Here is a 21,813-nt window from a genome sequence, read left to right as displayed (position 1 = left end):
TTTAACCCGCCGGCGCTATAAAGAACAAAGCCCAGGTCAACGGACCCGGGCTTTTTCACGCACATTCAATCAGCTGCTGCTTTTGGAGTTGCTCAGCGCACTGAGCGTGCCAAGGATGCTGCTGCTCTGTTGCCGCAACTGCGCCACCAGCGTGTCCATGGCCGTGTACTTGCGGGTCAAGGAGTCCTGCATCGTCGTGAGACGATCATCCAGATCGGTTTGCTGCTTGGTCAGGTCTTTCAGGCTGTCGGCCAACGACGTCGTGCGCGTCGCCAGAATCCCGGTGGAGGCCTTGGCGTAGCCATCGGTAGCCGCCGTCAGGCGCGCCAGCAAGCCGGTCTTGCCGCTGAAAATACTGTTGATGTCGGCGGCATTGGTGGCGACAGCCTTATCCCACTGCTTGCTGTCGATACTCAGCGCCCCGGTGTCCTGGTCGGTCGTGACGCCAAACTGCGCCAGGGACTTCAAGGTGCCGTTGCCGGACAGTGCGTTGAACTCGTTGCGGATCGCCGACTGCAAGGTACGCATGGTCGAGTCGCCAGTCAGGGTTGCGGCGATGGAGTTACCGGCAGCATCCTTGGTGACCTTGGTCTCGGCGTTCATGGCCTTGAGCAGAGCGTTGTAGGTGTCGACGAAGCCCTTGACCCCGGACTTCAGCGCGGTGGCGCTGGTGCTGACCGAGATGGTCATGGCTGTACGAGGCGGATTTGGATTCGGATCGTTGGCCGTGACCGTGGGCGACAGCGACAGCAACTTGATGCTTACCCCACTCACCGCATCCGTGATGCTGTTGGACTTGGACTCCGCCGCAATGCCATCGATAGTGTACTTGGCGTTCTGAGGCGGGCTGACTACCGTGTAGCCGGTATCAATCCCAGAGTTGCCCGACATCGTCAGGTCCGAACCGACCCCGCCATTGGTGGAGGTCAGGATCAGACGCGAACCGGTGGAGTCGGTGAGGATGTTGGCACTCAGGCCGGCGGTGCCGAACGTGGAGTTGATCGAATCACGCACCTGTTGCAGTGTCGCGCCTGCCGGCACACTCAAATCAAAGTTCTTGCCCGACTGCGTGATTGTCAGCGTTGTCGGCGTGGTGCCGGCGTTGACGACTGTCGACTGGCCACCGGCAAACGTTTTGGTCGATAGCTTCGAAGGCGTGGCCAGCTGGTTGACGATCAGCGAGAAGCTGCCGTTCGCCGCACCTTGGTTGGCCGTCATGGTGGCGACCTTTTCGTCCGAAGAGGTACCGGTCAAGCCGCTGAAGCTGTTGTCGGTGCCCATGCTGGTCAGCGCACCACGGAAGGCGTCCAGGGCAGCCTGGATCTTGCCGATCGACGACAGCTGGGTAGTTGCCTTTTGCGATTGGGTGTTGATCTGTGCCTGTTTCGGCGCTCGCTCGGCATCTACCAGGGACTTCACAATCGCCTGAGTGTCGAAGCCCGACCCCACGCCAGTAATCGTTGTACCCGCCATCATCTTTCTCCTTTACGGTGGCTGCCGTTATCTTGACAAAGAACACTTCAAGCCGTAACAGCAACAATTTTCATGCCAGCTCAAGCCTTGTCGTCAAACAATACGTGACTGGCGCTGGACAAACTTTGCGCCAGCTTCAAGGCCGTTTCCGAGGGAATCTGGCGGATCACTTCACCGGTGTCGGTGGCAATGACCTTGACCACAACCCTATGGGTGGAATCATCAATGGAAAAATCCAGATTACGCTGGGCCGCTTGTACGAATTCTTTAATATCGGTGACCGCTTTTTCCAGATCGCCCTTTTGGGGCTTATCCGTGGTTGGCGCGGCCGGCTCAACCTTAGTCTTGTCTTTGTCAGCAACCACAGGTGCCACGGGGCCTTGAGGGGCCTGTGGCGGATAAGACAAGTTCAGTTTTACATTCATGTCCATGCCCAATCTCCTCTGATTGGAAAAGACGAAAGGGCACGTAAACGCGCCCCCCCATCATTTACCCAGTGCCGTGATTACTGAAGCAGCTTCAGTACAGCGGATGGCAGTTGGTTAGCCTGCGACAGGATCGCGGTGGAAGCCGACTGCAGGGTTTGCTGCTTGGTCAGTTCAGCGGCTTCGGAAGCGAAGTCGACGTCCTGAACAGTACTACGGGCAGATGTAGTGTTTTTCTGGATGTTGGTCAGGTTATCCACAGTGCTGGTCAGACGGTTCTGAACAGCACCCAGGCCCGAACGGGAGCTGGAGATGGTAGCGATAGCCTGGTCGATCACGGACACAGCGTTCTGAGCCTTGGTGGCGTCAGTCACGTCGGTCTGCGATACGGAGGTCTTGGCCGAGGCAGCGGAAGTCGCGGCACCGAAGAGACCGGTCACACCAACACCTTCCAGGGAGTAACCCTTGGAGGAGTTCATGTTCACAGCACCGGTAGCGATGATGCCGTCAGCCAGGGCAGTAGCAGTACCGTAGGTACCGGAACCGTCTTTGGTCGCAACAGTGATGGTACCGGCAGCGGTCGAAGCGCTGAAGGCCAGGTTTTCACCAGTGTCGGATTTAACCGACAGAGTGCCTTTGGATTCATCGTAGTTAACGCTGATACCCAGTTTGGCGGAGTTCGACTTCAGTTGGTCAGCCAGGCTGGCGGTATCTTTCACACCGACGAACGTGGTGGCTTGGCCGCCAACGGTCATGGTGAACGAAGCCGGAGCAGCAGCAGCACCCGCGCCGACAACGAACTGAGCTTCAGTGCTGGCAGTAGCGCTCAGGCCACCGACGGCGCCACTCAGTTGGGCAGCGATGGTTTTAGCGGAAGCAGCGGCAGCTACGGTTACGCTGGTAGACTGACCGTTACCAGTCACAGCGATTGCGCCACCAGCAACACCAGCACCAGGGGTGATGCCCAGGCTGTTGATCTGCTGCGAACCGATGTTGTTGGCAGCAACGTTGTCCAGGCTTACGTTGATGGTTTCGTTAGCGTTGGCGCCAACTTGGATAGCTTTAGTACCGTACGAACCGTCCAGCAGTTTCTGGCCGCCGAAAGTGGTGGTTTGCGAGATACGGGTCAGTTCCGAAGTCAGAGCCTGGTATTCGTCGTTGTTCGACTTACGGTCGTCGGTGCTCAGGGAGCCAGTAGCCGAAGACAGAGCCAGGGTACGCATTTTTTGCAGAATGTCGGTCGAAGCCTGCATTGCGCCTTCAGCGGTTTGCGCGATGGAGATACCATCGTTGGCGTTCTTGACTGCTTGACCCAGGCCGTTGATTTGGCTAGTCATGCGGGTAGCAATACCCAAGCCGGCAGCGTCGTCTTTAGCGCTGTTGATACGCAGGCCGGAAGACAGGCGCTGCATGGAAGTGGCCAGGGAGCTGCCAGCTTTGTTCAGGTTGCCCTGGGTAGTGATGGAAGCAATGTTGGTGTTTACTGTTAAAGCCATGACGAAATCCTCGTTGGATGGATACTGCGGCTTCCGGCCCTGGCAACCGCCGGGTGTGGCCTAGAGAACCTACGTAATAGTTATCGTCGTGGTAGCCGGTTGCTTGAGGAGTTTTTTGATTTTTTTTACTAGCACCGTGCCACCCCTTGTAATTCAAGGGCTTAGTCCGGCAAAAAGGCCTGATTTCATTGGTTTTTCTGGCGCCAAATAAAAAACGCCGATGATCGTTCGATCATCGGCGTCTTCATGCTTGAAGCGCGTGCAACCTATTTAAGCGTCACGGACGATAGAGAATCGCCGAGCCCCAGGACAGGCCCACCCCAAATCCGCTGATTGCCACGCGTTTCCAGGTGGAGTCCATCGCGTGCTTTTCCAGCAGCAACGGAATGCTCGACGACACGGTGTTGCCGGTCTCGACCATGTCCTTGATGAATTTTTCCACTGGCGCATCTTCGAAACGCCGCGCCACGGCGTCGACAATCGCCGCACTGCCCTGGTGAATGCAGAAGGCATCGATGTCGTCGGCCTTGAGGTCCGACTCATCGAGCAGCGCGTGCAAGTGCGCCGGCACTTTGAGCAAGGCGAAGTTGAACACCTGGCGGCCATTCATGAAGAACACGCCGTCGCTGACTTTCAAGTGCGGTGCGCCGGAGCCGTCGGTGCCGAACTTGGCCTTGCCGAGCAACCACGAGGCATCTTCACCCATCCAGGTCGCGGTGGCGGCATCGCCGAACAGCATGGTGGTGTTGCGGTCTTCCGGGTCGACGATCTTCGAATACGGATCGGCGGTGATCAGCAGGCCGTTCTTCAGGCCGGTGGCCTCCATGAAGCCCTTCATCGCGTAGATGCCATAGACGTAGCCGGAGCAACCCAGGGAAAGGTCAAAGGCGGCGACGTGAGTCGGCAGGCCGAGCTTGTCCTGGACGATGGCGGCGGTGTGGGGCAAGCCCTCTTCGTCGCCGTTCTGGGTGACGACGATCAGCGCGTCGATGGACTCACGCTTCAACTGCGGGTTGTTGGCAAACAATGCATTGACCGCTTCGACACACAGGTCGGAGGTCTCCTGCCCAGCTTCCTTGCGCGGCAGGAATGCCGACCCGATCTTGCCAATGATGAACTCTTCATCCTTGGCGAATTTGGCACCCTGGGCGTAATTATCGATCCCGTCGGCCGGCACGTAACTGGCGATGCTTTTTATGCCAATCATTGTGGCTTCCCAATACTAAATAGCTGGAGAACACCCCTCGGACGACGCCTGGAGTGCTGACAATAAAGGGGATAACCCCATGACAATTTCGCTGAAAGCCGTCCCGCAAGGACCCTGTGACGACTTATCCTTTTCATACGATACAGTGAAGATGCGCTTTATGACTCACAGGTCACTCAATTTTGTGCGGTTTATGCAAAACCTTTGAACAATTGAGCCGTAAAAACGACAACGGCCCACCCTGTTTCCAGAGCGGGCCGCGGTGTTGTCACGCTGAAATCACATTTTGCTGAACAGGCTCAACTGGGAAATTTTAACGAAGGCCAGCTGTGAAGCCTGCAACATGGTCTGCTGCAGCGTCAGATTGATCGCCGCCTCTCCCATGTCGACGTTAGCCAGGTCACTCATGGTGCTGGTGTTGGCCAGACCGACGCTGGTGTTTTCGCCGGACTGAATATCCAGGGCGTTCCCCCGCGCACCGATGTCACCGCGCACGTTAGTGATCTGGGACATTGAGTTGGCCAAGTTGCTGATGGAGGCATCCAGCACGTCCTTGAGCTTGACCGTCGCCGCCGGATTACCGTCGGCCGGCAGCTCCAGCGCCTTGCGCAATTGGCCGAGGGTGTCCAGCGCATTCTGCGTTTTCTGGGTATTGGCACCGACGGAAAACTGATCGCCCGCTTGTGGCGTACCGCCGCTGATGTCAAACGTCACCCCGGCCGCCGTCAAGGTCGTACCGCCACCGGTATCACCGGTGGCAATGGTTTTGCTAGCGGCCGTGTAGGGCTGGGCGTACACCTCGTAGGCGGTCGCGCTGGTGAACTTGATCAGCGCCCCGCTGTTGCTCGGGAACGTGCTGGCATAGTCCGTCTGGTTGGACACGGTGGCACCGTTCAATTGCGCAGTAGACGTGTTGCTTGGCGTGCGCGAGATACTGAACGTATCCGGCTTGGCTTCCAGGCTGAACGAGCGATCCTTGACCAGCGCATCGGAGTTGGCGCCCGGGGCAACATCCCCGAGGCCCATGGTGATGTCGAACTTCACCCCACGCAGTGCCACGCTGGTGCTGCCTTCCTTGGTGGCATCGAAGGTGCCGTTACCCGCAATCTCCGAGGTCACGTCAGTGCCGTTCTTATCGGACACCTTGTATTGGGTGCTGCTGGTAAAGGTCAGCTTGTACGGCTGGCCGTCGGCGAACTTGTTGGAGTAGTCGGCGCTTGAAGTCACCAAGCCGGCCGACAGCGCAACCTTGTTGTCATTGACCGTCGGCGGCACCGTCTGAGGCACAGGGGCAAGCCATGTGGCCTGGGTGCGACTGGTGTTGGCGGCGCCCTCCAGAATGGTCTTGCCGGTATCACCGGCGCTGATCTTCAACGTATTGGAGACTTGCAGGGTCAGCGGCGTTTCATCGCCTTGATAACTGTAAGTGCCGTCATTGTTGCGGCTGTAGGGCGGGGTCTGGGTCTTGGAACCGGAAAACAAGTAGTTGCCGGAAGAGTCCTTGCTGTTGAGCATGCCCAGGACCTGATCCTCGATCGCCCCGACTTCACTGGCAATCGAGCGGCGATCGGCATCGCTGATCGAGCCGCCGGCACGCAGGGCCAACTGAGTGGCGCGCTGCAAGGCATCGTTGATCGAGCTGAGCACGCTTTCTTCGTTGGTCAGGGAGTTTTTCAGGCTGGTGATATTGCCGTTGAACTGACCCAGCATGTCTTTCTGCTGTTGCAACAACAACAAACGGGCGGCCGCCACCGGATCATCCGCGGCGGTTTGCACACGCACACCGGAACTGGCCTGATCCTGGGCCTTCACCACACTGGAATAGTTATCCGTATACTTGGCGGAGCTGGTTTCGAAATACTGCTGTGTAGAAATTCGCATCGTCCCAGACTCCCTTAAAGACTATTGATCAGCGTAGTGAAGGTTTCTTGCGCAGCCTTGATGATCTGCGACGACGCGGTGTAGTACTGCTGGAACTTGATCATGTCGCCCGCCTCTTCATCCAGGTTGACCTGGGACACCGAGTTGCGTGCGTTTTTGTTGGCCGTCAACAACGCGCCGGTGGCCGTGGTGTCAGTAGTGGCCGAGGCGGCCTTGGCCCCCACGGTGGACACCAGGCGGCTGTTGGCCGCGACCAGGCTCACCCCGCCCCCGCTGCCATCGGCCAGACCGACCGAGGCCTTGGTCTGCAGATTGAGCAGTTCCTGGGCATTGCGGTTGTCCGACCTGCCGGAGGCATTGAACGAGAACGTGGTGCTGTCGCCATCGGTCGGCGAGCCGCCGACGGTCGTATCGAAACCGAAGCTCGCGGCCGGTACGACGAGCGCACCACTGGCATCGCGCATCGGTACGTTGACGGTAATCTTGTTACCCTGGCCCGGCACAATCGTGCCGCTGCCTATCGAGTTGCCCTGAGCATCGTTGAGCGTGTAGGCCTGGGTACCGTCGGCTGCCGGCTTGCCGAAGACCATCTTCACCGGCATTGAGTGTTCAATCCCGGCGCGCAGTTGAGCGGTAGTCGCGCCGCCATGAATGTCGATCGGCAGCGTCAGGCTCGGTGGTGTGAAAGTGCCAGTCCCCTGATTGGTTTTACTGCTTTCGCCCAGTAAAGGCCCGGCAAACGCGATTTTATTGGAGTCCGTCATATCGGTGCCGATATGGGTGGCGCCAGTCGCGGTGGGGCTGACCTTGAAGCTATCGCCCGCCGCCATCGCCCCCTTGCCATCCAACGCCAAGGTGAACCCATCGATCACCGGCGGCGGCGTGGTGGTGACGTCGAACGCGCCCATGGCTTTGCCGTCGGAACGCACCACGGTGTAATTGTTGGCGCTGCTGAAGGTGACCTTATAGTCATAGGTCGACAGCTTGCTGGTATCGGCGATGCTCACATTCAGGTTGCCGGCACTGCTGTTACCAACGGCGCCCTGGCTGCGCTGGGCAATCGCTGTCGCGCTGTTGATGTCCTTGAACAGCGAGGTGCCGAAGTCGCCATTCAGGTCCAGGCCTTGGCCCAACTGATTGTTGACCGTATCGGCCGTCGCCAGGGCGATACGCCCCAGATCATTGATGGCCGGCATCAGCGCATCACTGCGATAACGCAGCAACCCGCCGATGCTGCCGCCGGACAGCACGTTGCCCAGGTCCACAGAGGTCCCGCCGCCCACGTTCAACTCAATGGTGTACTGGCTGGTGTCGCTCTTGCTCGGCACGGCGGAAATGCTGTTGGACTGGTCGCCCAGCACCAGGGACTGGCCCGAGCCGGTGCTGACACTGAACACACCGTTCTTTTCACTGGTGGTCACCCCCACCAGCTCATTGAGCGAGCGCACGGCTTCATTACGCGCATCCAGCAAATTGGCCGGCGCGGTGTTGGTCGAGCCCTGGACCTGACTGATCTGCTTGTTGAGCGAGGCAATCGAGGAGGTCAACTGATTGACCTGATCACTCATGGTGCTCAACTGGCCGTTGATCGACTCTTTCTGCTGGTTCAACTGGGAGGAGATCGAGTTGAACCGGTTGCTCAGGGTCTGCGCGCTGGTCAGCAGCACCTGCCGGGCGGACGTGTCACTGGGGTTGGCGGCCGCGGTCTGCACCGCGGAGAAGAATGCACTGAGTACCGAGGACATGCCGGTGGTCTTGTCCGACAAGGTCTTGTCGACAGCACTGACCTGATCGGCATAAGCCTTGGCATCGCTGTTGAGCGACGTGCTGTTCTGGTAGGCCGCGTCCAGGAATTCGTTATAGACCCGGCGCACATCCGCCAACGTCGTGCCACTGCCGATGAACACACCGCCGTACTGGTTCGAAGCGCTGGCGCTCTGAGTGGTCTGCTGACGCGAGTAGCCTGCGGTATTGGCGTTGGCGATGTTGTTACTTAAGACCGACAACGATCCTTGAGCGGCGTTTAGCCCCGACATCCCGATATTGAGCAAACTCATGATTCAGACCTTATAAATGAGTGGTCGCGCCCGCGGCAGCGTAGTTCTGGTAGCTGTTCATCGTTTTGGCAATCTGCGAAATCTTGCTGGCGTAATCCGGATCGGTGGCATAGCCGGCTTTTTGCAACTCGCGCACAAACTGTTCCGGGTTGTCGGCTGACTTCACAACTTCTTTATAGCGATCATTGCTTTGCAACAACGTCACCAGGTCATGGAAGCTGTCCTGGTAGGAATCGTAGGAACGGAACTGCGCCGTTTCCTTGACCATCGCGCCATCGCGAAACTCGCTGGTGATCGCGCGGGCCTGGCCGCCCTGCCAGCTCTGGCCGGCCTTGATACCGAACAGGTTGTGGCTGCTGCTGCCGTCGTCGGCGCGCATCACCGACTTGCCCCAACCGGTTTCCAGGGCGGCCTGGGCCACCAGGTACTTCGGATCGACACCGATACGCGCCGCGGCAGCCTTGGCCATCGGCAACATGGTGGAGACAAATTCGTCCTGGGAACTGAAGGCTTTCTTCGCCGGGGCCAACGGCGGCTGGGCCACGGCGCGGCCGTAGACCTGCATGCGGCCGCTGGGCACGGCAAAACTGCGTGCGCTGCTGTTGATCACGTTGTCATCGGCGACGCTGTTACGCAGCGGCGCGCGATTGGCATCGATCGCGACCGGCGCGCTCGGCACGATGCCGGCGAGCAGTCGATCGGTCAGTTTGCTCGGCAAGGCGAGGCGGCGCTGGTTCATCAGAGCCACGTCGTTGGTGTGAGCGCTGGCGCCTTCGGGGACAGCCACGCGGTAGGCCCACAGTGGGCGCTGGCCATTGGAGCGGCCCAGCGGCCCGGTCGCCTGGGTGCCGGCGGCGATTTCCGTCGGTACGTCGACTTTCTTCACCGGCTCAGCCGCCGCCGGGCCCTGCAAGGTGGCCGCCTGAGCGTCCACCGGCTTGTTCTTCTGCATCTGACGCATCAGCACATCGGCCAGGCCGATACCCCCGCCTTCGCGGGACATCGAGACAGCCAACTGCTGGTCGTACATTTCCTGGTACTGCTTGGCGGCCGGAGTGTTCAGCGGATTGTCCTTGCCCAGGGCGTCGGTGGCCGAGCGCATCGACTTGAGCATTTCGCTGAGGAACAGCGACTCGAACTCCTGCGCCACTTTGCGCATGTTGCCGTCGCTGTTCTTGTCGGCGCCGACCTTGAGCTGGTTAAGCCGGTTCAGGTCGGAATAAGACCCCGAGTCCGCCGTGCTGCTGATCCCGCTGTTGCGCATATCCATGGCCATGGCCTCAGATCACAATCAGGTCGGCTTGCAAGGCGCCGGCCTGTTTCAATGCTTCGAGGATCGCCATCAAGTCGCCGGGCGCCGCGCCCACCTGGTTCACCGCGCGGACAATCTCGTCCAGGGTGGTGCCGGGGCCGAACTTGAACATTGGCTTGGCTTCTTGCTGGGCATTCACCCGCGAGCGCGGTACCACGGCGGTCTGGCCATTGGACAACGGCCCAGGCTGGCTGACGATCGGGTCTTCGGTAATGGTCACGGTCAGGCTGCCGTGGGTCACCGCGGCCGGCGACACTTTGACGTTCTGGCCGATCACGATAGTGCCGGTGCGCGAGTTGATAATGACCTTGGCCACTGCCTGGCCGGGGTCGACCTCGAGGTTTTCCAGGATCGACAGGTAATCCACGCGCTGGCTTGGGTCCAGCGGCGCAGTGACCCGGATCGAGCCGCCGTCGATGGCCTGGGCGACGCCAGGGCCGAGCATGTCGTTGATCTTGTCGACCACACGTTTGGCGGTGGTGAAGTCGGAACGGTTGAGGTTCAGGGTCAGGCTGTTGCCCTGGTTGAAGCCGCTGGGCACGGTGCGTTCAACCGTGGCGCCGCCAGGGATGCGCCCGGCCGATGGCACGTTCACCGTAATCTTCGAACCGTCGCGACCTTCAGCGTCAAACCCGCCCACCACCAGGTTGCCCTGGGCGATGGCGTAGACGTTGCCGTCGATACCTTTGAGCGGCGTCATCAACAGGGTACCGCCGCGCAGGCTTTTCGAGTTACCGATGGACGACACGGTAATGTCCACCACCTGACCCGGCTTGGAGAACGCCGGCAAGTCGGCACTGATGGACACGGCCGCGACGTTTTTCAGCTGCACGGTGCCCGAGCCCGACGGCACCTTGATGCCGAACTGCGAGAGCATGTTGTTGAAGGTCTGCAGGGTGAACGGGGTCTGGGTGGTCTGGTCACCCGTACCGTTAAGCCCGACCACCAGGCCGTAGCCGATCAACTGGTTAGAACGCACGCCGGAAATGCTGGCGATGTCTTTCAGGCGTTCAGCCTGGGCGACTGCGCTCAGGGACAGCAACAGTGCCGCCGCCATCAGCTGTTTGAATTTCAAAGTGGCCACCTAGAAAGGGAACAGCGGGCTAAGGAAGAAACGGTCGAACCAGCCCGGCTGACTCGCATCAGCAAACGAACCCGTACCCGAGTAGGTAATGCGCGCATCGGCAATACGCGTCGAAGGCACCGTGTTGTCGGTGGCAATGTCATCGGCACGGACCATGCCGGCGATGCGTACCAGCTCGTCACCACTGTTGAGGGTCATCCACTTCTCACCGCGCACGGCGATGATGCCGTTGGGCAATACATCGGCCACTGTCACGGTGATCGAACCGGTCAGGCTGTTGTTCTGCCCAGCGGAGCTCTTGCCGTTGGTGGCGCGGTCACCGCTGTAGCCTGCGCTCAAGCTCAAGTCACCGCTGCCCAAGGGGTTGTTGGTGTTCGGCACGGCACCAAACAACGAGGTCAGGCCAATACCGGTCTTGCTGGTCTTGCCCACCTGCGAGTTGGCGTTCTTGCTGGCCGTGGTCTTCTCGTTGAGGGTGATGGTGATGATGTCACCGACCCGGAACGCCTTGCGGTCGCCGTACAGGTTCTGTTCGAAACCGGCCTGGTAGATCGAGCCGTTATTGGCCGCCGCCGGCAGCGGTGTGCGTGGCAACACCGGCGCGTAGTACGGGTCATTGGGTTTTGGCGTCGGGGCGACACAGCCCGCGAGCACGGCAATCCCACTCAATGCCAGAACGGAAACATAGCGATTCATGACCCTAACCTCACGGTGTTGCAGGCGCCCTCAGGAGCGCCCCATAGACTTGATTACAGATTCTGCGTAACGAACGAAAGCATCTGGTCGGCGGTGGAAATCACCTTGGAGTTCATCTCGTAGGCGCGCTGAGTGGTGATCATGTTGACCATCTCTTCCACCGTGCTGACGTTGGAGGTTTCCAGGGTGCTTTGCAGCGTGGTACCAAAACCGTTCAGACCCGGGGTGCCGATTTGCGGCGCGCCACTGGAGGCGGTTTCCAGGAACAGGTTGCCGCCGATGGCTTGCAGGCCGGCCGGGTTGATGAAGTCGGCGGTTTGCAGGTTGCCGATCACTTGCGACGCCGGGTTGCCCGCCACGGTGATGGACACGGTGCCATCGTTGCCGACGGTGAAGGTCTGGGCATTGGCCGGCACGATAATGGCCGGTTCCAGGGCGAAACCGTTGGACGTGACGATCTGGCCGTTGGAGTCCAGGTGGAAAGAACCATCACGAGAGTAGGACGTCGTTCCGTCTGGTTGCAGGATCTGGAAGAACCCTTTGCCGTTGATCGCCATATCCAGAGGCTGACCGGTTTGCTGCAGGTTACCGGCCGTGAAGTTCTTCTGGGTGCCGACGATCTTCACACCGGTACCCAATTGCAGGCCCGACGGCAGTTCGCTGTCCTGGGTCGACTGGGCGCCTGGCTGGCGCTTGATCTGATAGAGCAGGTCCTGGAACTCGGCGCGATCACGTTTGAAGCCCGTGGTCGAAACGTTCGCCAGGTTGTTGGAGATGGTGGTCAGGTTGGTGTCCTGGGCGGACAGACCTGTTTTGGCAACCCATAGAGCCGGAAGCATGCTGTTCTCCTTCGTGCGCCTGTTTGTTGGCGCTGCGCCGCAAAATTAGTATTCAGTGAAACCGCTATCAGCTCATCGCCAGAACGCGGGTCATGGCCTGGTCGTCTTCTTTAGCGCTGTTCATCATCTTGATGTGCAGCTCGAACTGCTTGGAAAGCGCCAGCACCGCGGTCATTTCTTCCACCGCATTGACGTTGCTCGCCTGCAGGAACCCCGAGGTCAGCTTGACGTTCGCGTCGGCCTGGGCCGGCTGGCCGTCCTTGGTGTGGATGGTGCCGTCCAGGCCTTTGGTCATGTTCTTGAGGTCGGGCTGGACCAGCTTGATCCGGTCCACTTCAGCCATCACCCGCGGGCCTTCACCCATTGCGCGGATGCTGACGGTGCCGTCGGCGCCTACTTCGATCTTCTGCTGCGGCGGCACGGCGATCGGACCACCGTTGCCCATGATCGGCATGCCATTGCCGGCCCGCAGCACGCCGAGCGCATCCACATTCATGCTGGCGCTGCGCACGTAGGCTTCGCTGCCATCGGGGGTTTGCACGGCCATCCAACCGTCACCGCTGACCGCCACATCGAGGTCACGACCGGTTTCGATCATGGCACCCGGAGAGAAGTCGGTGGCAGGCCGCTCGGTCATGGCAAACGCCCGCGCCGGAAAGCTGTCACCGAACACCGGCATCGAGCGCGCCTGCTCAAGGTCACGCTGGAAGCCGTTGGTGGAAATGTTCGCCAGATTGTTGGCATGGGCCTTCTGCGCCAGAGCATTCTGGCTGGCGCCGGTCATTGCCACGTAAAGGTACTTGTCCACGCTCTATCCTCTTTCTGACGGACGCTTGCCGCCCACCGCTGTACTGATGAGGCTTAAGCAATTTGCGAACCAACTTTCAAAAAGTGCAGAAAGCCCAGGCGGGGCAAGGGTTTGCGGCAAGGCGTGAAAAAAGGCAGGCCCAGGCGGAGTCGAAAAAACGGCGGAGTTATGCCGCAGACGGCAACGCTTGGTGTCCCGCAGGCTTTTCCCGGCGCTCAAGCGCTACGCATGGGTGGAGCGCGGAGCACGCCGAACCGCTGAAACACTTGGCAAGCCACTGGGCACTTGCCCTCCCCGTTGGCCACCTCGAAACGACGGGGCCGAGGTTTTGTTGTCCGACCATTACAAGCGCCAAAAAAACCATATGCCTGACGGCCCCGTAAATGCGTGAGTACATATGTAGCTGGCTTGTTTTTTATAAAACCCCGACAAAGCCAACTCCAAACAAGAATAGTCCGATAGCTTTTTACATTTACTGATCAAAACCCACTTGGCGTTCAAATACAGCACCCGTAACTTCGGTGCGACGCAAAGCGGTCACGACTACTTTCCGATCATTCGCACCTTATCAACTTATTATTTTCCAAGGATACTGAAATGCCTGGTATTGATAATGCACCCCATACGCACATGACGACAACTTGGCAAAAACAATTTTCTTATAACGAAATTCTAGACCGGTTCGAGCCATTAAGCAGCCTATCACCCGAACAACGGCGCGAGTTGGAGATACACCCGGAGCTGAATCCTAACAATAAAGAATACTGGGAAAGCCGAGCTGGGGAGTACGATGCCGGGACACTGCCGCCCTGTTGCGACCTAGACCCGACGACCTCGGCGTTCCTGGAGCTGCTGGACAACATCCCCGGCAGGACCATCGAGACCGGCCTGGGCGTGTCCGCCAACGATGTACGCAGCGGCAAGTTTGGAGCGTTATCGCACAGCGCACTCAGGGAACTGGAAAAACTGGATAAGAACCAAAACTACCAATTGGTCTCTCGCGTTAAAGAGGAGAATGACTCAATAAGCGGATCATTGGCATGGTTCCCTGAAAACGGCGGCAGTCCCATTGAAATCGAAAGTTCTACAGAGGGGACGGTATTTCCGCCCAATGGCTCAGCGTTGCTTGAACATATCGACTTATCAATGCTTATACCCACCTATAACAACGAAGGGATTTCTGCCAACGAACTGAGATCCGGAAAGTACGGGCGTCTTCCTCCGGAGATCAATCAGAGCCTTGAAAAACTGCAGAACCATAAAGACTACGCACTGACCACACTCTTTTCCCCCCCACCCAATGAAGCGCCTTACATGGCCTGGGTTGAGAAAGAAACAGATGACACCGTGCTCATCCATCAAGATCCAAGCTACGCGATGTATTGACGCCGCCGTGTCACCCCTCGCAGAAAACCCTGGACATGGCGTCTATCGAGCAGCGTGTTCAGGGGTTTTGCCCTCCTTGCCCAAACCATAATCCCGCAACTTGTTGGCAATCGTTGTATGGGAGACGCCCAAGCGCTTGCCCAACTGCCGACTACTGGGATGTTCGGCATACAGACTTTCCAGCACGGCCTTTTCAAACCGGCCGACGATGGCTTCCAGGCCGCCCTCCAGAGAGAAATCGCCAAGCGGCTGACGCACGCCATAGTCCGGCAGACGAATGTGTTCAGCCTTGACCGTCCCGCCCTCACACAGCGAAACCGCCTGGAACAGGACGTTTTCCAGCTGCCGTACATTGCCCGGCCAGTGGTAATGGCTGAGTCGCTCCATGGCCGCCGAAGCCAGTTTGGGCAACGGGCAGCCGATCTGCCGGCTGGCTTGATCGAGGAAGTGTTCCACCAGCGGCGCCAGGCCATCGAGGCATTCGCGCAGCGGCGGGATATGCAGCGACAGCACGTTCAGGCGGTGATAAAGGTCCTGACGGAATTCGCCCCGCGCGCAGAGTTCCGAGAGGTCCACCTGGGTTGCGCAGATCACCCGCACATCCAGGTACACCTCTTCATCGCTGCCGACTCGGCGAAAGCAACCGTCCTGCAGGAACCGCAGCAACTTCACCTGCAGGCGCGCGCTCATTTCCCCGACGCCATCAAGAAATAGCGTACCGCCCGCCGTCAGCTCCAGCAGCCCCAGCTTGCCCTCGGCCCGTGCCCCTTCAAAAGCGCCGGGGCCGTAGCCGAACAGCTCGGTCTCGGCCATCGACTCCGGCAAACCGGCACAATTGAGCGCCATCAACGGCGATTGGCCACGAGGGCTGGCCAAGTGACAGGCGCGGGCAAGCAGCTCCTTGCCGGTGCCGGTTTCGCCTTCTATTAGTAGCGGCGCATCCAGCGGCGCCATGCGTCGGGCCTCACGGACCACGGCAGCCATGACCTTGGAACTCTGGAAGATGCTGTCGAAGCCACGCAGCTCCTGCTTGCGCACATTGTAGATGCGCTCACCGACGCGGTCGGCACGGTGCAGGGTCAACACTGCGCCGGCCATGGCTTCGCTGTCGTCGTGTTCGGCGGATTGCAGCGGCGCGATGTCCGCCAGGAATACGTCACCCTTGACCTTGACCCGCAGGCCATTGATCCGCGATTTGCTCGCGCGCACCAGTTCCGGCAAGTCGAAATCCTCGGCGTAACGCGACAGCGGGATGCCCGGCACCTCATCCACCCGCACCCCGAGCAACTGCGCGGCCGCGCGGTTAGCGGCGACGATCGAGCCACCCATGTCGATGGACAGCACCGGAAACTCCAGGGCTCCGAGCAACGCATTGAGTTCCATGTGCCGACGTTCGCTGGGCATGAGCCCCACACGCTTTACGCCAAACACCCCGGCAATCGCCTCGAACTGCGGGCGCAACGCCTGGAATTGCATGTTCACCAGATTCGGACAGAACAGGTAGATGGCATTGCCATGCTCACCGCCGACCTCGCCCTTGGCGACGTTGACGCCGTACTCCACCAACAGGTTGAGAATGTCCCGCAGGATGCCGATGCGGTTCTGGCAATGCACTTTGATACGCATGAAAAGGCTCGAAGAAGGGTAGGCGCCGCGTCTTTTTGTCGCTGGGCGCAGATAGTCGTCAAGATTATGTGACAGTCAGCCGTCTTTTCACAGCCCAACACATCAATGAACGGCCAATCCGTAACGAATACTTTACGAATATCGGTAAACTTTCCTACAACACCCTTGCGCAGGTCGCTGAAATCTCGCCCCAATCGGGTTATCAATACGTACATCGCAGGACATAACAAGAACGAATGCCTAGCAGGAGAGCCGTATGAAGCAGACGCACTACGTGGCCCGCGAGCCCGATGCGCAAGGTTTTATCCACTACACGCCGGAAGAACACGCGGTGTGGAACACCCTGATCACACGCCAGTTGAAGGTGATCGAGGGCCGGGCCTGCCAGGAATACCTGGACGGCATCGACAAGCTCGGCCTGCCCCTGGACCGCATCCCGCAACTGAGCGAAATCAACACGGTGCTGGCCGAGACCACCGGCTGGCAAGTCGCCCGCGTGCCGGCGCTGATCCCCTTCCAGACGTTCTTTGAGTTACTCGCCAACAAGCAGTTTCCGGTGGCGACTTTTATTCGCACCCGTGAAGAACTGGACTACCTGCAAGAGCCGGATATTTTCCACGAGATCTTCGGCCACTGCCCGCTGCTGACCAATCCCTGGTTCGCCGAATTCACCCACACCTACGGCAAGCTCGGCCTCGCGGCCACCAAAGAGCAGCGCGTGTACCTGGCGCGCCTGTACTGGATGACCATCGAGTTTGGCCTGGTGGATACGCCCGCAGGCCGGCGCATCTACGGTGGCGGTATTTTGTCGTCGCCCAAGGAAACGGTGTACAGCCTGTCGTCCGAACCCGAGCACCAGGCCTTCGACCCGCTGGAGGCGATGCGTACACCGTATCGCATCGACATCCTGCAACCGCTATATTTTGTCTTGCCCGGGCTCAAGCGCCTGTTCGATGTCGCCCAGGAAGACATCATGGGCATGGTCGAGCGCGGCATGCAGTTGGGTCTGCACGCACCGAAGTTCCCCCCCAAACCCAAAGCGGCGTGAACCGTAGGTTTTGATACCAGGTGAATCTGTTCCCTGGCCCCGCGTTGCTTTAGGGTGACGCCACTGACGACCGTTTTCCAGACACTCGAATTCAGGACACCCCACATGACCACCTTGAACCAAGCCCACTGCGAAGCCTGCCGCGCCGATGCCCCGCAAGTCAGCGATGAAGAACTGCCGGTGCTGCTCAAGCAGATCCCCGACTGGAACATCGAAGTCCGCGATGGCGTCATGCAACTGGAAAAGGTTTTCCTGTTCAAGAACTTCAAGTTCGCCCTGGCCTTTACCAACGCCATGGGCGCCATTTCCGAAGCCGAAGGTCACCACCCAGGCCTGCTCACCGAGTGGGGCAAGGTCACGGTGACCTGGTGGAGCCACTCCATCAAAGGCCTGCACCGCAACGACTTCATCATGGCCGCGCGCACCGACGAAGTGGCCAAGGATGCCGAGGGCCGCAAATAATGCACTTCGATGCGATTGGCCGCGTGCCCGGCGACCCGATCCTCGGGCTGATGGACCTGTATGCCCAGGATGCCAACCCGAACAAGTTCGACCTCGGCGTGGGCGTGTACAAGGACGACCAGGGGCTGACACCGATCCTCCCTTCCGTGAAACTCGCCGAGCAGCGCCTGGTGGAGCAGCAAACCACCAAGACCTACATTGGCGGCCACGGCGACGCTGCGTTCGGCAGATTGATCAGCGAACTGGTGCTCGGCGCCGAGTCCACGCTGCTGCGCGCACACCGTGCCGGTGCGACCCAGACTCCAGGCGGCACCGGCGCCCTGCGCCTGAGCGCCGACTTTATCGCCCACAGCCTGCCCGGCCGCGGTGTATGGCTGAGCAACCCGACCTGGCCGATCCACGAAAGCATCTTCGCCAAGGCCGGGATCAAGGTCAGTCACTACCCTTACGTCGGCGCGGACAATCACCTGGATGTGAGCGCGATGCTGGCGACCTTATCCACGGTGCCCGAGGGCGACGTGGTGCTGCTGCACGCCTGCTGCCATAACCCGACCGGTTTCGACCTGTCCCAGGCTGACTGGCGCCAGGTCCTGCAGATCGTGCGCGAGCGCCACCTGCTGCCGCTGATCGACTTCGCCTACCAGGGCTTTGGCGACGGCCTGGAGCAGGATGCCTGGGCGGTGCGCCTGTTCGCGAGCGAGCTGCCGGAAGTGTTGATCACCAGCTCCTGCTCGAAGAACTTCGGCCTGTATAGCGACCGTGTCGGCGCGCTGATCGTGTGTGCGGCGGATGCCGAAAAGCTGACGGATGTGCGCAGCCAGTTGGCGAATATCGCGCGCAACCTGTGGTCGACTCCGCCGGATCACGGCGCGGCAGTCGTCGCGACGATCCTCGGCGATGCCCAGCTGAAGGCACAGTGGAGCGACGAAGTCGAAGCCATGCGCTCGCGCATCGCACAGTTACGCGCCGGGCTGGTGGAGGCCCTTGCGCCACACGGGCTAGCCGAACGCTTTGCACATATCGGCGCACAGCGTGGGATGTTTTCCTATACCGGCTTGAGCGCCGAACAGGTCAAGCAACTGCGCGAGAAACACAGCGTGTATATGGTCAGTTCGGGGCGGGCCAACGTCGCGGGGATCGATGCGACGCGATTGACGCTGCTGGCGCAAGCCATTGCAGACGTTTCGCACACTTAACCGAAGAAATGCAAAACCCAATGTGGGAGGGGGCTTGCTCCCGATAGCAATGGATCAGTCGCCAAATACAGTGACTGACACCGCGCGATCGCGAGCAAGCCCCCTCCCACTTGTTGGGCCGAGCCAGGCCTTAACCCGCGACCATCTCCGATTTCAGCAGCGCCTCTTTGGCCTGCGCATCCGCCAATCGATACAACTCGATATGCCCATCCCAGTGCTCGATCAACGCCGAGCACGACTCCACCCAATCCCCGCAGTTGAGGTAATCCACCTCGCCCACCTTGCGAATCTCCGCATGGTGAATATGCCCGCACACCACCCCATGCAATTCGCGCCGGGTCACTTCATGGGCGATGGCTTCTTCGAAATCGCTGATAAAGCTCACCGCCGTCTTCACCTTGTGCTTCAGATACGCCGACAGCGACCAGTAACCGTAGCCATACCGCGCACGCCAGTGATTCAACCAACGGTTCAACGTCAGGGTGAACTCGTAGGCCGAGTCGCCGAGGAACGCCAGCCAGCGGTGATAACGCGTGATCACATCGAACTGGTCGCCGTGGATCACCAGGAGGTGGCGGCCATCGGCGGTGACATGGATGGCTTCGTCCACCAACTGGATGTTGCCCAGGATCAGCTTGGAGTAGCGACGCAGGAACTCGTCGTGGTTGCCGGTGACATAGATCACCTCGGTGCCGCGCTTGGCCATGGTCAACAGGCGGCGGATCACGTTGGTATGGGCCTGGGGCCAATACATGCCGCCGCGCAGCTTCCAGCCGTCGATGATATCGCCCACCAGGTACACCTTATCGGCGTGGTAGCCCTTGAGGAATTGCGCCAAGTGTTCGGCCTGGCAATCCCGAGTGCCCAGATGTACATCGGAAATCCACAGGGTACGAACCCGTTGCTTGCGGCTGGGTGTAGCGAATTCGGCACGGGTCATGGGCATCCCTCGACGGTGTTTTCGCGAGCTTGCGCCCTGGCGATTAATAGCCCATGACAGCTGTGCGTCAGTCTGATGACAGCGCCCGCCGACGGCGAAGCGTTGTAGACTGGCAACCTGCTGCCCAGGAGAGCGCGATGAGAGCGTCCCTCACGCTACGCCACTACATCGAAGCACCCATTGCCCACAGCCATGACCATGCGCAGTTGGTCTTCGGCCTGTCCGGGCACCTGGACCTTGAAGTGGAAGGGCGCGGCAGCCAGGTCCGCGAGAGCAGCGTGATGGTGTTGCCCTTCTCGGCCCACCACACCTGCGGCAGTCGCGATGGCAGCCGATGCCTGGTGCTGGACGTGCCCACCGAACACTGGGTGCTGCAATCGTTGGGCGAGCATGCCGATGCCAGCCGCCGCCTGCTCGACCAACCGGCGCGTCTGGCCCTGGATTCGCGGCAAAGCCAGTTGGTGCAATGGCTGGCGCACAGCCCGGTGGACGACCCGCTGATCGTCCAGCAAGGCGCGGTACTGCTGCTGGCCAGCCTCAATCATCCGCTGGCTCCCAGCGCGCCGGGCCGCCGCCTGCCCTATGCCGCGTTCAATGCACATATCGAACGGCACGCCGCCCACCCTCTGCAAGTCGCGGACCTGGCACGCCTCGCCGACCTGTCGGTGGCGCGCCTGCATGCCCGTTTCATCGCCGAGTGCGGGCAGACGCCCATGGACTTCATCCGCAGTCGCCGCCTGCATAAGGCCTTGGGCCTGTTAAGGGAAACGCCGTTGCCCATCGGCGAAATTGCCGAGCGCGTCGGCTATGCCTCGCAAAGCGCGTTTGCCGCTGCGATGCTGCGCGAATTCGGCGCCGCGCCCAGCGCGCTGCGGCGCACCACAAAATAGCGAGTCCTGCGCTAAAAATCGCCAGTCGGGCGACAGACACTCACGCCCCCAGCCTCTAGACTGCGCGCCTGTCACCCCGTTGGTTCAAGGATCGCAATGACTCCCCGCTCAGCCCTCGGCGCCTTGCATATCGGCGCATTGATGTTTGGCCTCACCGGCGTATTCGGCAAACTCGCGGCCGCCTCGCCGACCATCATCGTGTTCGGCCGTGCCGCGTTTGCGTTGATTGCCCTGGCGATCTTTGCGCGGTTCGCCAGCAATGCGCCGTGGAAACAGCTGCAGATGCGCGACTGGCGCCGGCTGCTGATCAGCGGTGTATTGCTGGCGGCGCACTGGGTAACGTTCTTCATCGCGGTCAAGGTCGCCGGCGTGGCCGTCGCCACCCTGGGGTTTACCGCGTTCCCGGCGTTTACCGTGATCCTCGAAGGCTTGATCTTCCGCGAGCGCATCCGCGCCAACGAAGTGCTGCTGGTGGCCCTGGTCACGGTGGGCCTGGTGCTGGTGACACCGGACTTCAACCTCGCCAGCCAAGCCACGGGCGGCCTGCTCTGGGGCATCGCCTCGGGATTGCTGTTCTCCCTGCTGTCACTGAATAACCGCGCCAGCTCCGGGCGGGTTCCAGCGGTACAGGCGGCGCTGTGCCAGAACGTGGTGGTCGCGCTGTGCCTGCTGCCCGTGGCGGCGCCGGGGCTGGCGGATGTGCGCGCGCTCGACTGGCTGTGGATCGGCCTGCTCGGTGTGTTCTGTACCGGCCTGGCCCACAGCCTGTTTGTCGCCAGCCTCGCGGTGATCAAGGCCCGCACCGCGTCGGTGGTGTTCGCCATGGAACCGGTCTACGGCATCACCGTCGCCTGGCTGCTGTTTGCCGAAACCCCGACCTTGCGCATGCTGCTGGGCGGCGCGCTGATCATCGTCGCCATCGTGCTTTCCGGCCTGCTGGGCAGCGCCAGCCAGGCCAAACAGCCGGCTGCAACGGCCTGATCTATA

At 60.3% G+C, this 21,813-nt stretch carries 19 protein-coding genes; 6 read left to right on the top strand and 13 right to left on the bottom strand.

Annotated features, from left to right (window positions below; genetic code table 11):
• Positions 1-69: 69 nt before the first annotated feature.
• The 11 genes from fliD to NR164_RS10775 all read right to left on the bottom strand — a co-directional run bounded on the left by fliD (position 70) and on the right by NR164_RS10775 (position 13,278).
• Complete coding sequence (fliD, locus tag NR164_RS10825) at positions 70-1,473, bottom strand: flagellar filament capping protein FliD (protein ID WP_128192334.1); 1,404 nt, start codon at positions 1,471-1,473, stop codon at positions 70-72.
• Positions 1,474-1,553: 80 nt separating this feature from the next.
• On the bottom strand, positions 1,554-1,904 hold the full coding sequence (locus NR164_RS10820; protein WP_057003864.1) for a flagellar protein FlaG: 351 nt from the start codon (positions 1,902-1,904) through the stop codon (positions 1,554-1,556).
• A 74-nt stretch (positions 1,905-1,978) separates the two neighbouring features.
• A complete protein-coding gene (locus NR164_RS10815; protein ID WP_128192333.1) occupies positions 1,979-3,394 on the bottom strand; it encodes a flagellin in 1,416 nt (471 codons plus the stop codon).
• Positions 3,395-3,671: 277 nt separating this feature from the next.
• Positions 3,672-4,601, bottom strand: a complete 930-nt coding sequence (locus NR164_RS10810; RefSeq protein ID WP_057003862.1) for a ketoacyl-ACP synthase III — start codon at positions 4,599-4,601, stop codon at positions 3,672-3,674.
• A gap of 279 nt (positions 4,602-4,880) precedes the next feature.
• Positions 4,881-6,482 (bottom strand): flagellar hook-associated protein 3, encoded by a 1,602-nt coding sequence (locus tag NR164_RS10805; protein WP_108524695.1) that lies wholly within the window; start codon positions 6,480-6,482, stop codon positions 4,881-4,883.
• A gap of 14 nt (positions 6,483-6,496) precedes the next feature.
• The gene (flgK, locus tag NR164_RS10800) at positions 6,497-8,539 is read right to left on the bottom strand and encodes a flagellar hook-associated protein FlgK (protein ID WP_256822739.1); all 2,043 of its coding nucleotides are present in this window, start codon (positions 8,537-8,539) and stop codon (positions 6,497-6,499) included.
• Positions 8,540-8,549: 10 nt separating this feature from the next.
• A complete protein-coding gene (gene flgJ / locus NR164_RS10795; RefSeq protein ID WP_256822738.1) occupies positions 8,550-9,815 on the bottom strand; it encodes a flagellar assembly peptidoglycan hydrolase FlgJ in 1,266 nt (421 codons plus the stop codon).
• Positions 9,816-9,819: 4 nt separating this feature from the next.
• Positions 9,820-10,908, bottom strand: coding sequence for a flagellar basal body P-ring protein FlgI (locus NR164_RS10790; protein ID WP_164887039.1), 1,089 nt, complete (start codon positions 10,906-10,908; stop codon positions 9,820-9,822).
• Positions 10,909-10,935: 27 nt separating this feature from the next.
• A complete protein-coding gene (gene flgH / locus NR164_RS10785; protein WP_046382507.1) occupies positions 10,936-11,631 on the bottom strand; it encodes a flagellar basal body L-ring protein FlgH in 696 nt (231 codons plus the stop codon).
• 53 nt (positions 11,632-11,684) lie between these two features.
• A complete protein-coding gene (flgG, locus tag NR164_RS10780) occupies positions 11,685-12,470 on the bottom strand; it encodes a flagellar basal-body rod protein FlgG (protein WP_046382506.1) in 786 nt (261 codons plus the stop codon).
• A 67-nt stretch (positions 12,471-12,537) separates the two neighbouring features.
• The gene (locus NR164_RS10775; RefSeq protein WP_046382505.1) at positions 12,538-13,278 is read right to left on the bottom strand and encodes a flagellar basal body rod protein FlgF; all 741 of its coding nucleotides are present in this window, start codon (positions 13,276-13,278) and stop codon (positions 12,538-12,540) included.
• 597 nt (positions 13,279-13,875) lie between these two features.
• On the opposite strand from NR164_RS10775, the gene NR164_RS10770 reads away from it, so the two are divergent.
• Positions 13,876-14,664: a hypothetical protein gene (locus tag NR164_RS10770; RefSeq protein WP_177030439.1), complete on the top strand. Its 789-nt coding sequence runs from the start codon at positions 13,876-13,878 to the stop codon at positions 14,662-14,664.
• A 42-nt stretch (positions 14,665-14,706) separates the two neighbouring features.
• Here the strand turns inward: NR164_RS10770 and NR164_RS10765 are convergent, their stop codons facing one another.
• Positions 14,707-16,290 carry a sigma-54-dependent phenylalanine hydroxylase transcriptional regulator PhhR gene (locus tag NR164_RS10765; RefSeq protein ID WP_017845359.1) on the bottom strand — a complete coding sequence of 528 codons (1,584 nt, stop codon included), beginning with the start codon at positions 16,288-16,290 and terminating at the stop codon, positions 14,707-14,709.
• Between the two features lie 256 nt (positions 16,291-16,546).
• On the opposite strand from NR164_RS10765, the gene phhA reads away from it, so the two are divergent.
• From phhA to NR164_RS10750, 3 genes are all read left to right on the top strand, one after another.
• Positions 16,547-17,338, top strand: coding sequence for a phenylalanine 4-monooxygenase (phhA, locus tag NR164_RS10760; RefSeq protein WP_256822737.1), 792 nt, complete (start codon positions 16,547-16,549; stop codon positions 17,336-17,338).
• A gap of 105 nt (positions 17,339-17,443) precedes the next feature.
• Positions 17,444-17,800 (top strand): 4a-hydroxytetrahydrobiopterin dehydratase, encoded by a 357-nt coding sequence (locus tag NR164_RS10755; RefSeq protein WP_017845357.1) that lies wholly within the window; start codon positions 17,444-17,446, stop codon positions 17,798-17,800.
• Positions 17,800-18,996 carry an amino acid aminotransferase gene (locus tag NR164_RS10750; RefSeq protein WP_233098924.1) on the top strand — a complete coding sequence of 399 codons (1,197 nt, stop codon included), beginning with the start codon at positions 17,800-17,802 and terminating at the stop codon, positions 18,994-18,996. Before NR164_RS10755 ends, NR164_RS10750 begins: the two co-directional genes overlap by 1 nt.
• 130 nt (positions 18,997-19,126) lie before the next feature.
• Here NR164_RS10750 and NR164_RS10745 read toward each other — a convergent pair whose 3' ends face one another.
• Positions 19,127-19,936, bottom strand: coding sequence for a UDP-2,3-diacylglucosamine diphosphatase (locus NR164_RS10745; protein WP_017845355.1), 810 nt, complete (start codon positions 19,934-19,936; stop codon positions 19,127-19,129).
• Between the two features lie 137 nt (positions 19,937-20,073).
• Between NR164_RS10745 and NR164_RS10740 the strand changes: the two genes are divergently transcribed.
• Positions 20,074-20,826: an AraC family transcriptional regulator gene (locus tag NR164_RS10740; protein ID WP_169883693.1), complete on the top strand. Its 753-nt coding sequence runs from the start codon at positions 20,074-20,076 to the stop codon at positions 20,824-20,826.
• 96 nt (positions 20,827-20,922) lie between these two features.
• Positions 20,923-21,807, top strand: coding sequence for a DMT family transporter (locus NR164_RS10735; protein WP_256822736.1), 885 nt, complete (start codon positions 20,923-20,925; stop codon positions 21,805-21,807).
• Positions 21,808-21,813 lie beyond the last annotated feature (6 nt).

The organism is Pseudomonas sp. Pse79 (assembly GCF_024519615.1).
GTDB lineage: Bacteria > Pseudomonadota > Gammaproteobacteria > Pseudomonadales > Pseudomonadaceae > Aquipseudomonas > Aquipseudomonas veronii.
This window is presented reverse-complemented; position numbering and strand designations above follow the sequence as displayed.

Bases quoted from the DNA above. Each gene is read 5' to 3' on its own strand.
- NR164_RS10810 (WP_057003862.1), bottom strand. From the start codon at position 4,601: ATGATTGGCATAAAAAGCATCGCCAGTTACGTGCCGGCCGACGGGATC.
- NR164_RS10765 (WP_017845359.1), bottom strand. From the start codon at position 16,290: ATGCGTATCAAAGTGCATTGCCAGAACCGCATCGGCATCCTGCGGGAC.
- phhA (WP_256822737.1), top strand. From the start codon at position 16,547: ATGAAGCAGACGCACTACGTGGCCCGCGAGCCCGATGCGCAAGGTTTT.
- NR164_RS10750 (WP_233098924.1), top strand. From the start codon at position 17,800: ATGCACTTCGATGCGATTGGCCGCGTGCCCGGCGACCCGATCCTCGGG.
- NR164_RS10820 (WP_057003864.1), bottom strand. From the start codon at position 1,904: ATGGACATGAATGTAAAACTGAACTTGTCTTATCCGCCACAGGCCCCT.
- NR164_RS10805 (WP_108524695.1), bottom strand. From the start codon at position 6,482: ATGCGAATTTCTACACAGCAGTATTTCGAAACCAGCTCCGCCAAGTAT.
- NR164_RS10740 (WP_169883693.1), top strand. From the start codon at position 20,074: ATGAGAGCGTCCCTCACGCTACGCCACTACATCGAAGCACCCATTGCC.
- fliD (WP_128192334.1), bottom strand. From the start codon at position 1,473: ATGGCGGGTACAACGATTACTGGCGTGGGGTCGGGCTTCGACACTCAG.
- flgG (WP_046382506.1), bottom strand. From the start codon at position 12,470: ATGCTTCCGGCTCTATGGGTTGCCAAAACAGGTCTGTCCGCCCAGGAC.
- flgH (WP_046382507.1), bottom strand. From the start codon at position 11,631: ATGAATCGCTATGTTTCCGTTCTGGCATTGAGTGGGATTGCCGTGCTC.
- NR164_RS10790 (WP_164887039.1), bottom strand. From the start codon at position 10,908: ATGGCGGCGGCACTGTTGCTGTCCCTGAGCGCAGTCGCCCAGGCTGAA.
- NR164_RS10815 (WP_128192333.1), bottom strand. From the start codon at position 3,394: ATGGCTTTAACAGTAAACACCAACATTGCTTCCATCACTACCCAGGGC.
- NR164_RS10735 (WP_256822736.1), top strand. From the start codon at position 20,923: ATGACTCCCCGCTCAGCCCTCGGCGCCTTGCATATCGGCGCATTGATG.
- NR164_RS10745 (WP_017845355.1), bottom strand. From the start codon at position 19,936: ATGACCCGTGCCGAATTCGCTACACCCAGCCGCAAGCAACGGGTTCGT.
- NR164_RS10770 (WP_177030439.1), top strand. From the start codon at position 13,876: ATGCCTGGTATTGATAATGCACCCCATACGCACATGACGACAACTTGG.
- NR164_RS10755 (WP_017845357.1), top strand. From the start codon at position 17,444: ATGACCACCTTGAACCAAGCCCACTGCGAAGCCTGCCGCGCCGATGCC.
- flgJ (WP_256822738.1), bottom strand. From the start codon at position 9,815: ATGGCCATGGATATGCGCAACAGCGGGATCAGCAGCACGGCGGACTCG.
- flgK (WP_256822739.1), bottom strand. From the start codon at position 8,539: ATGAGTTTGCTCAATATCGGGATGTCGGGGCTAAACGCCGCTCAAGGA.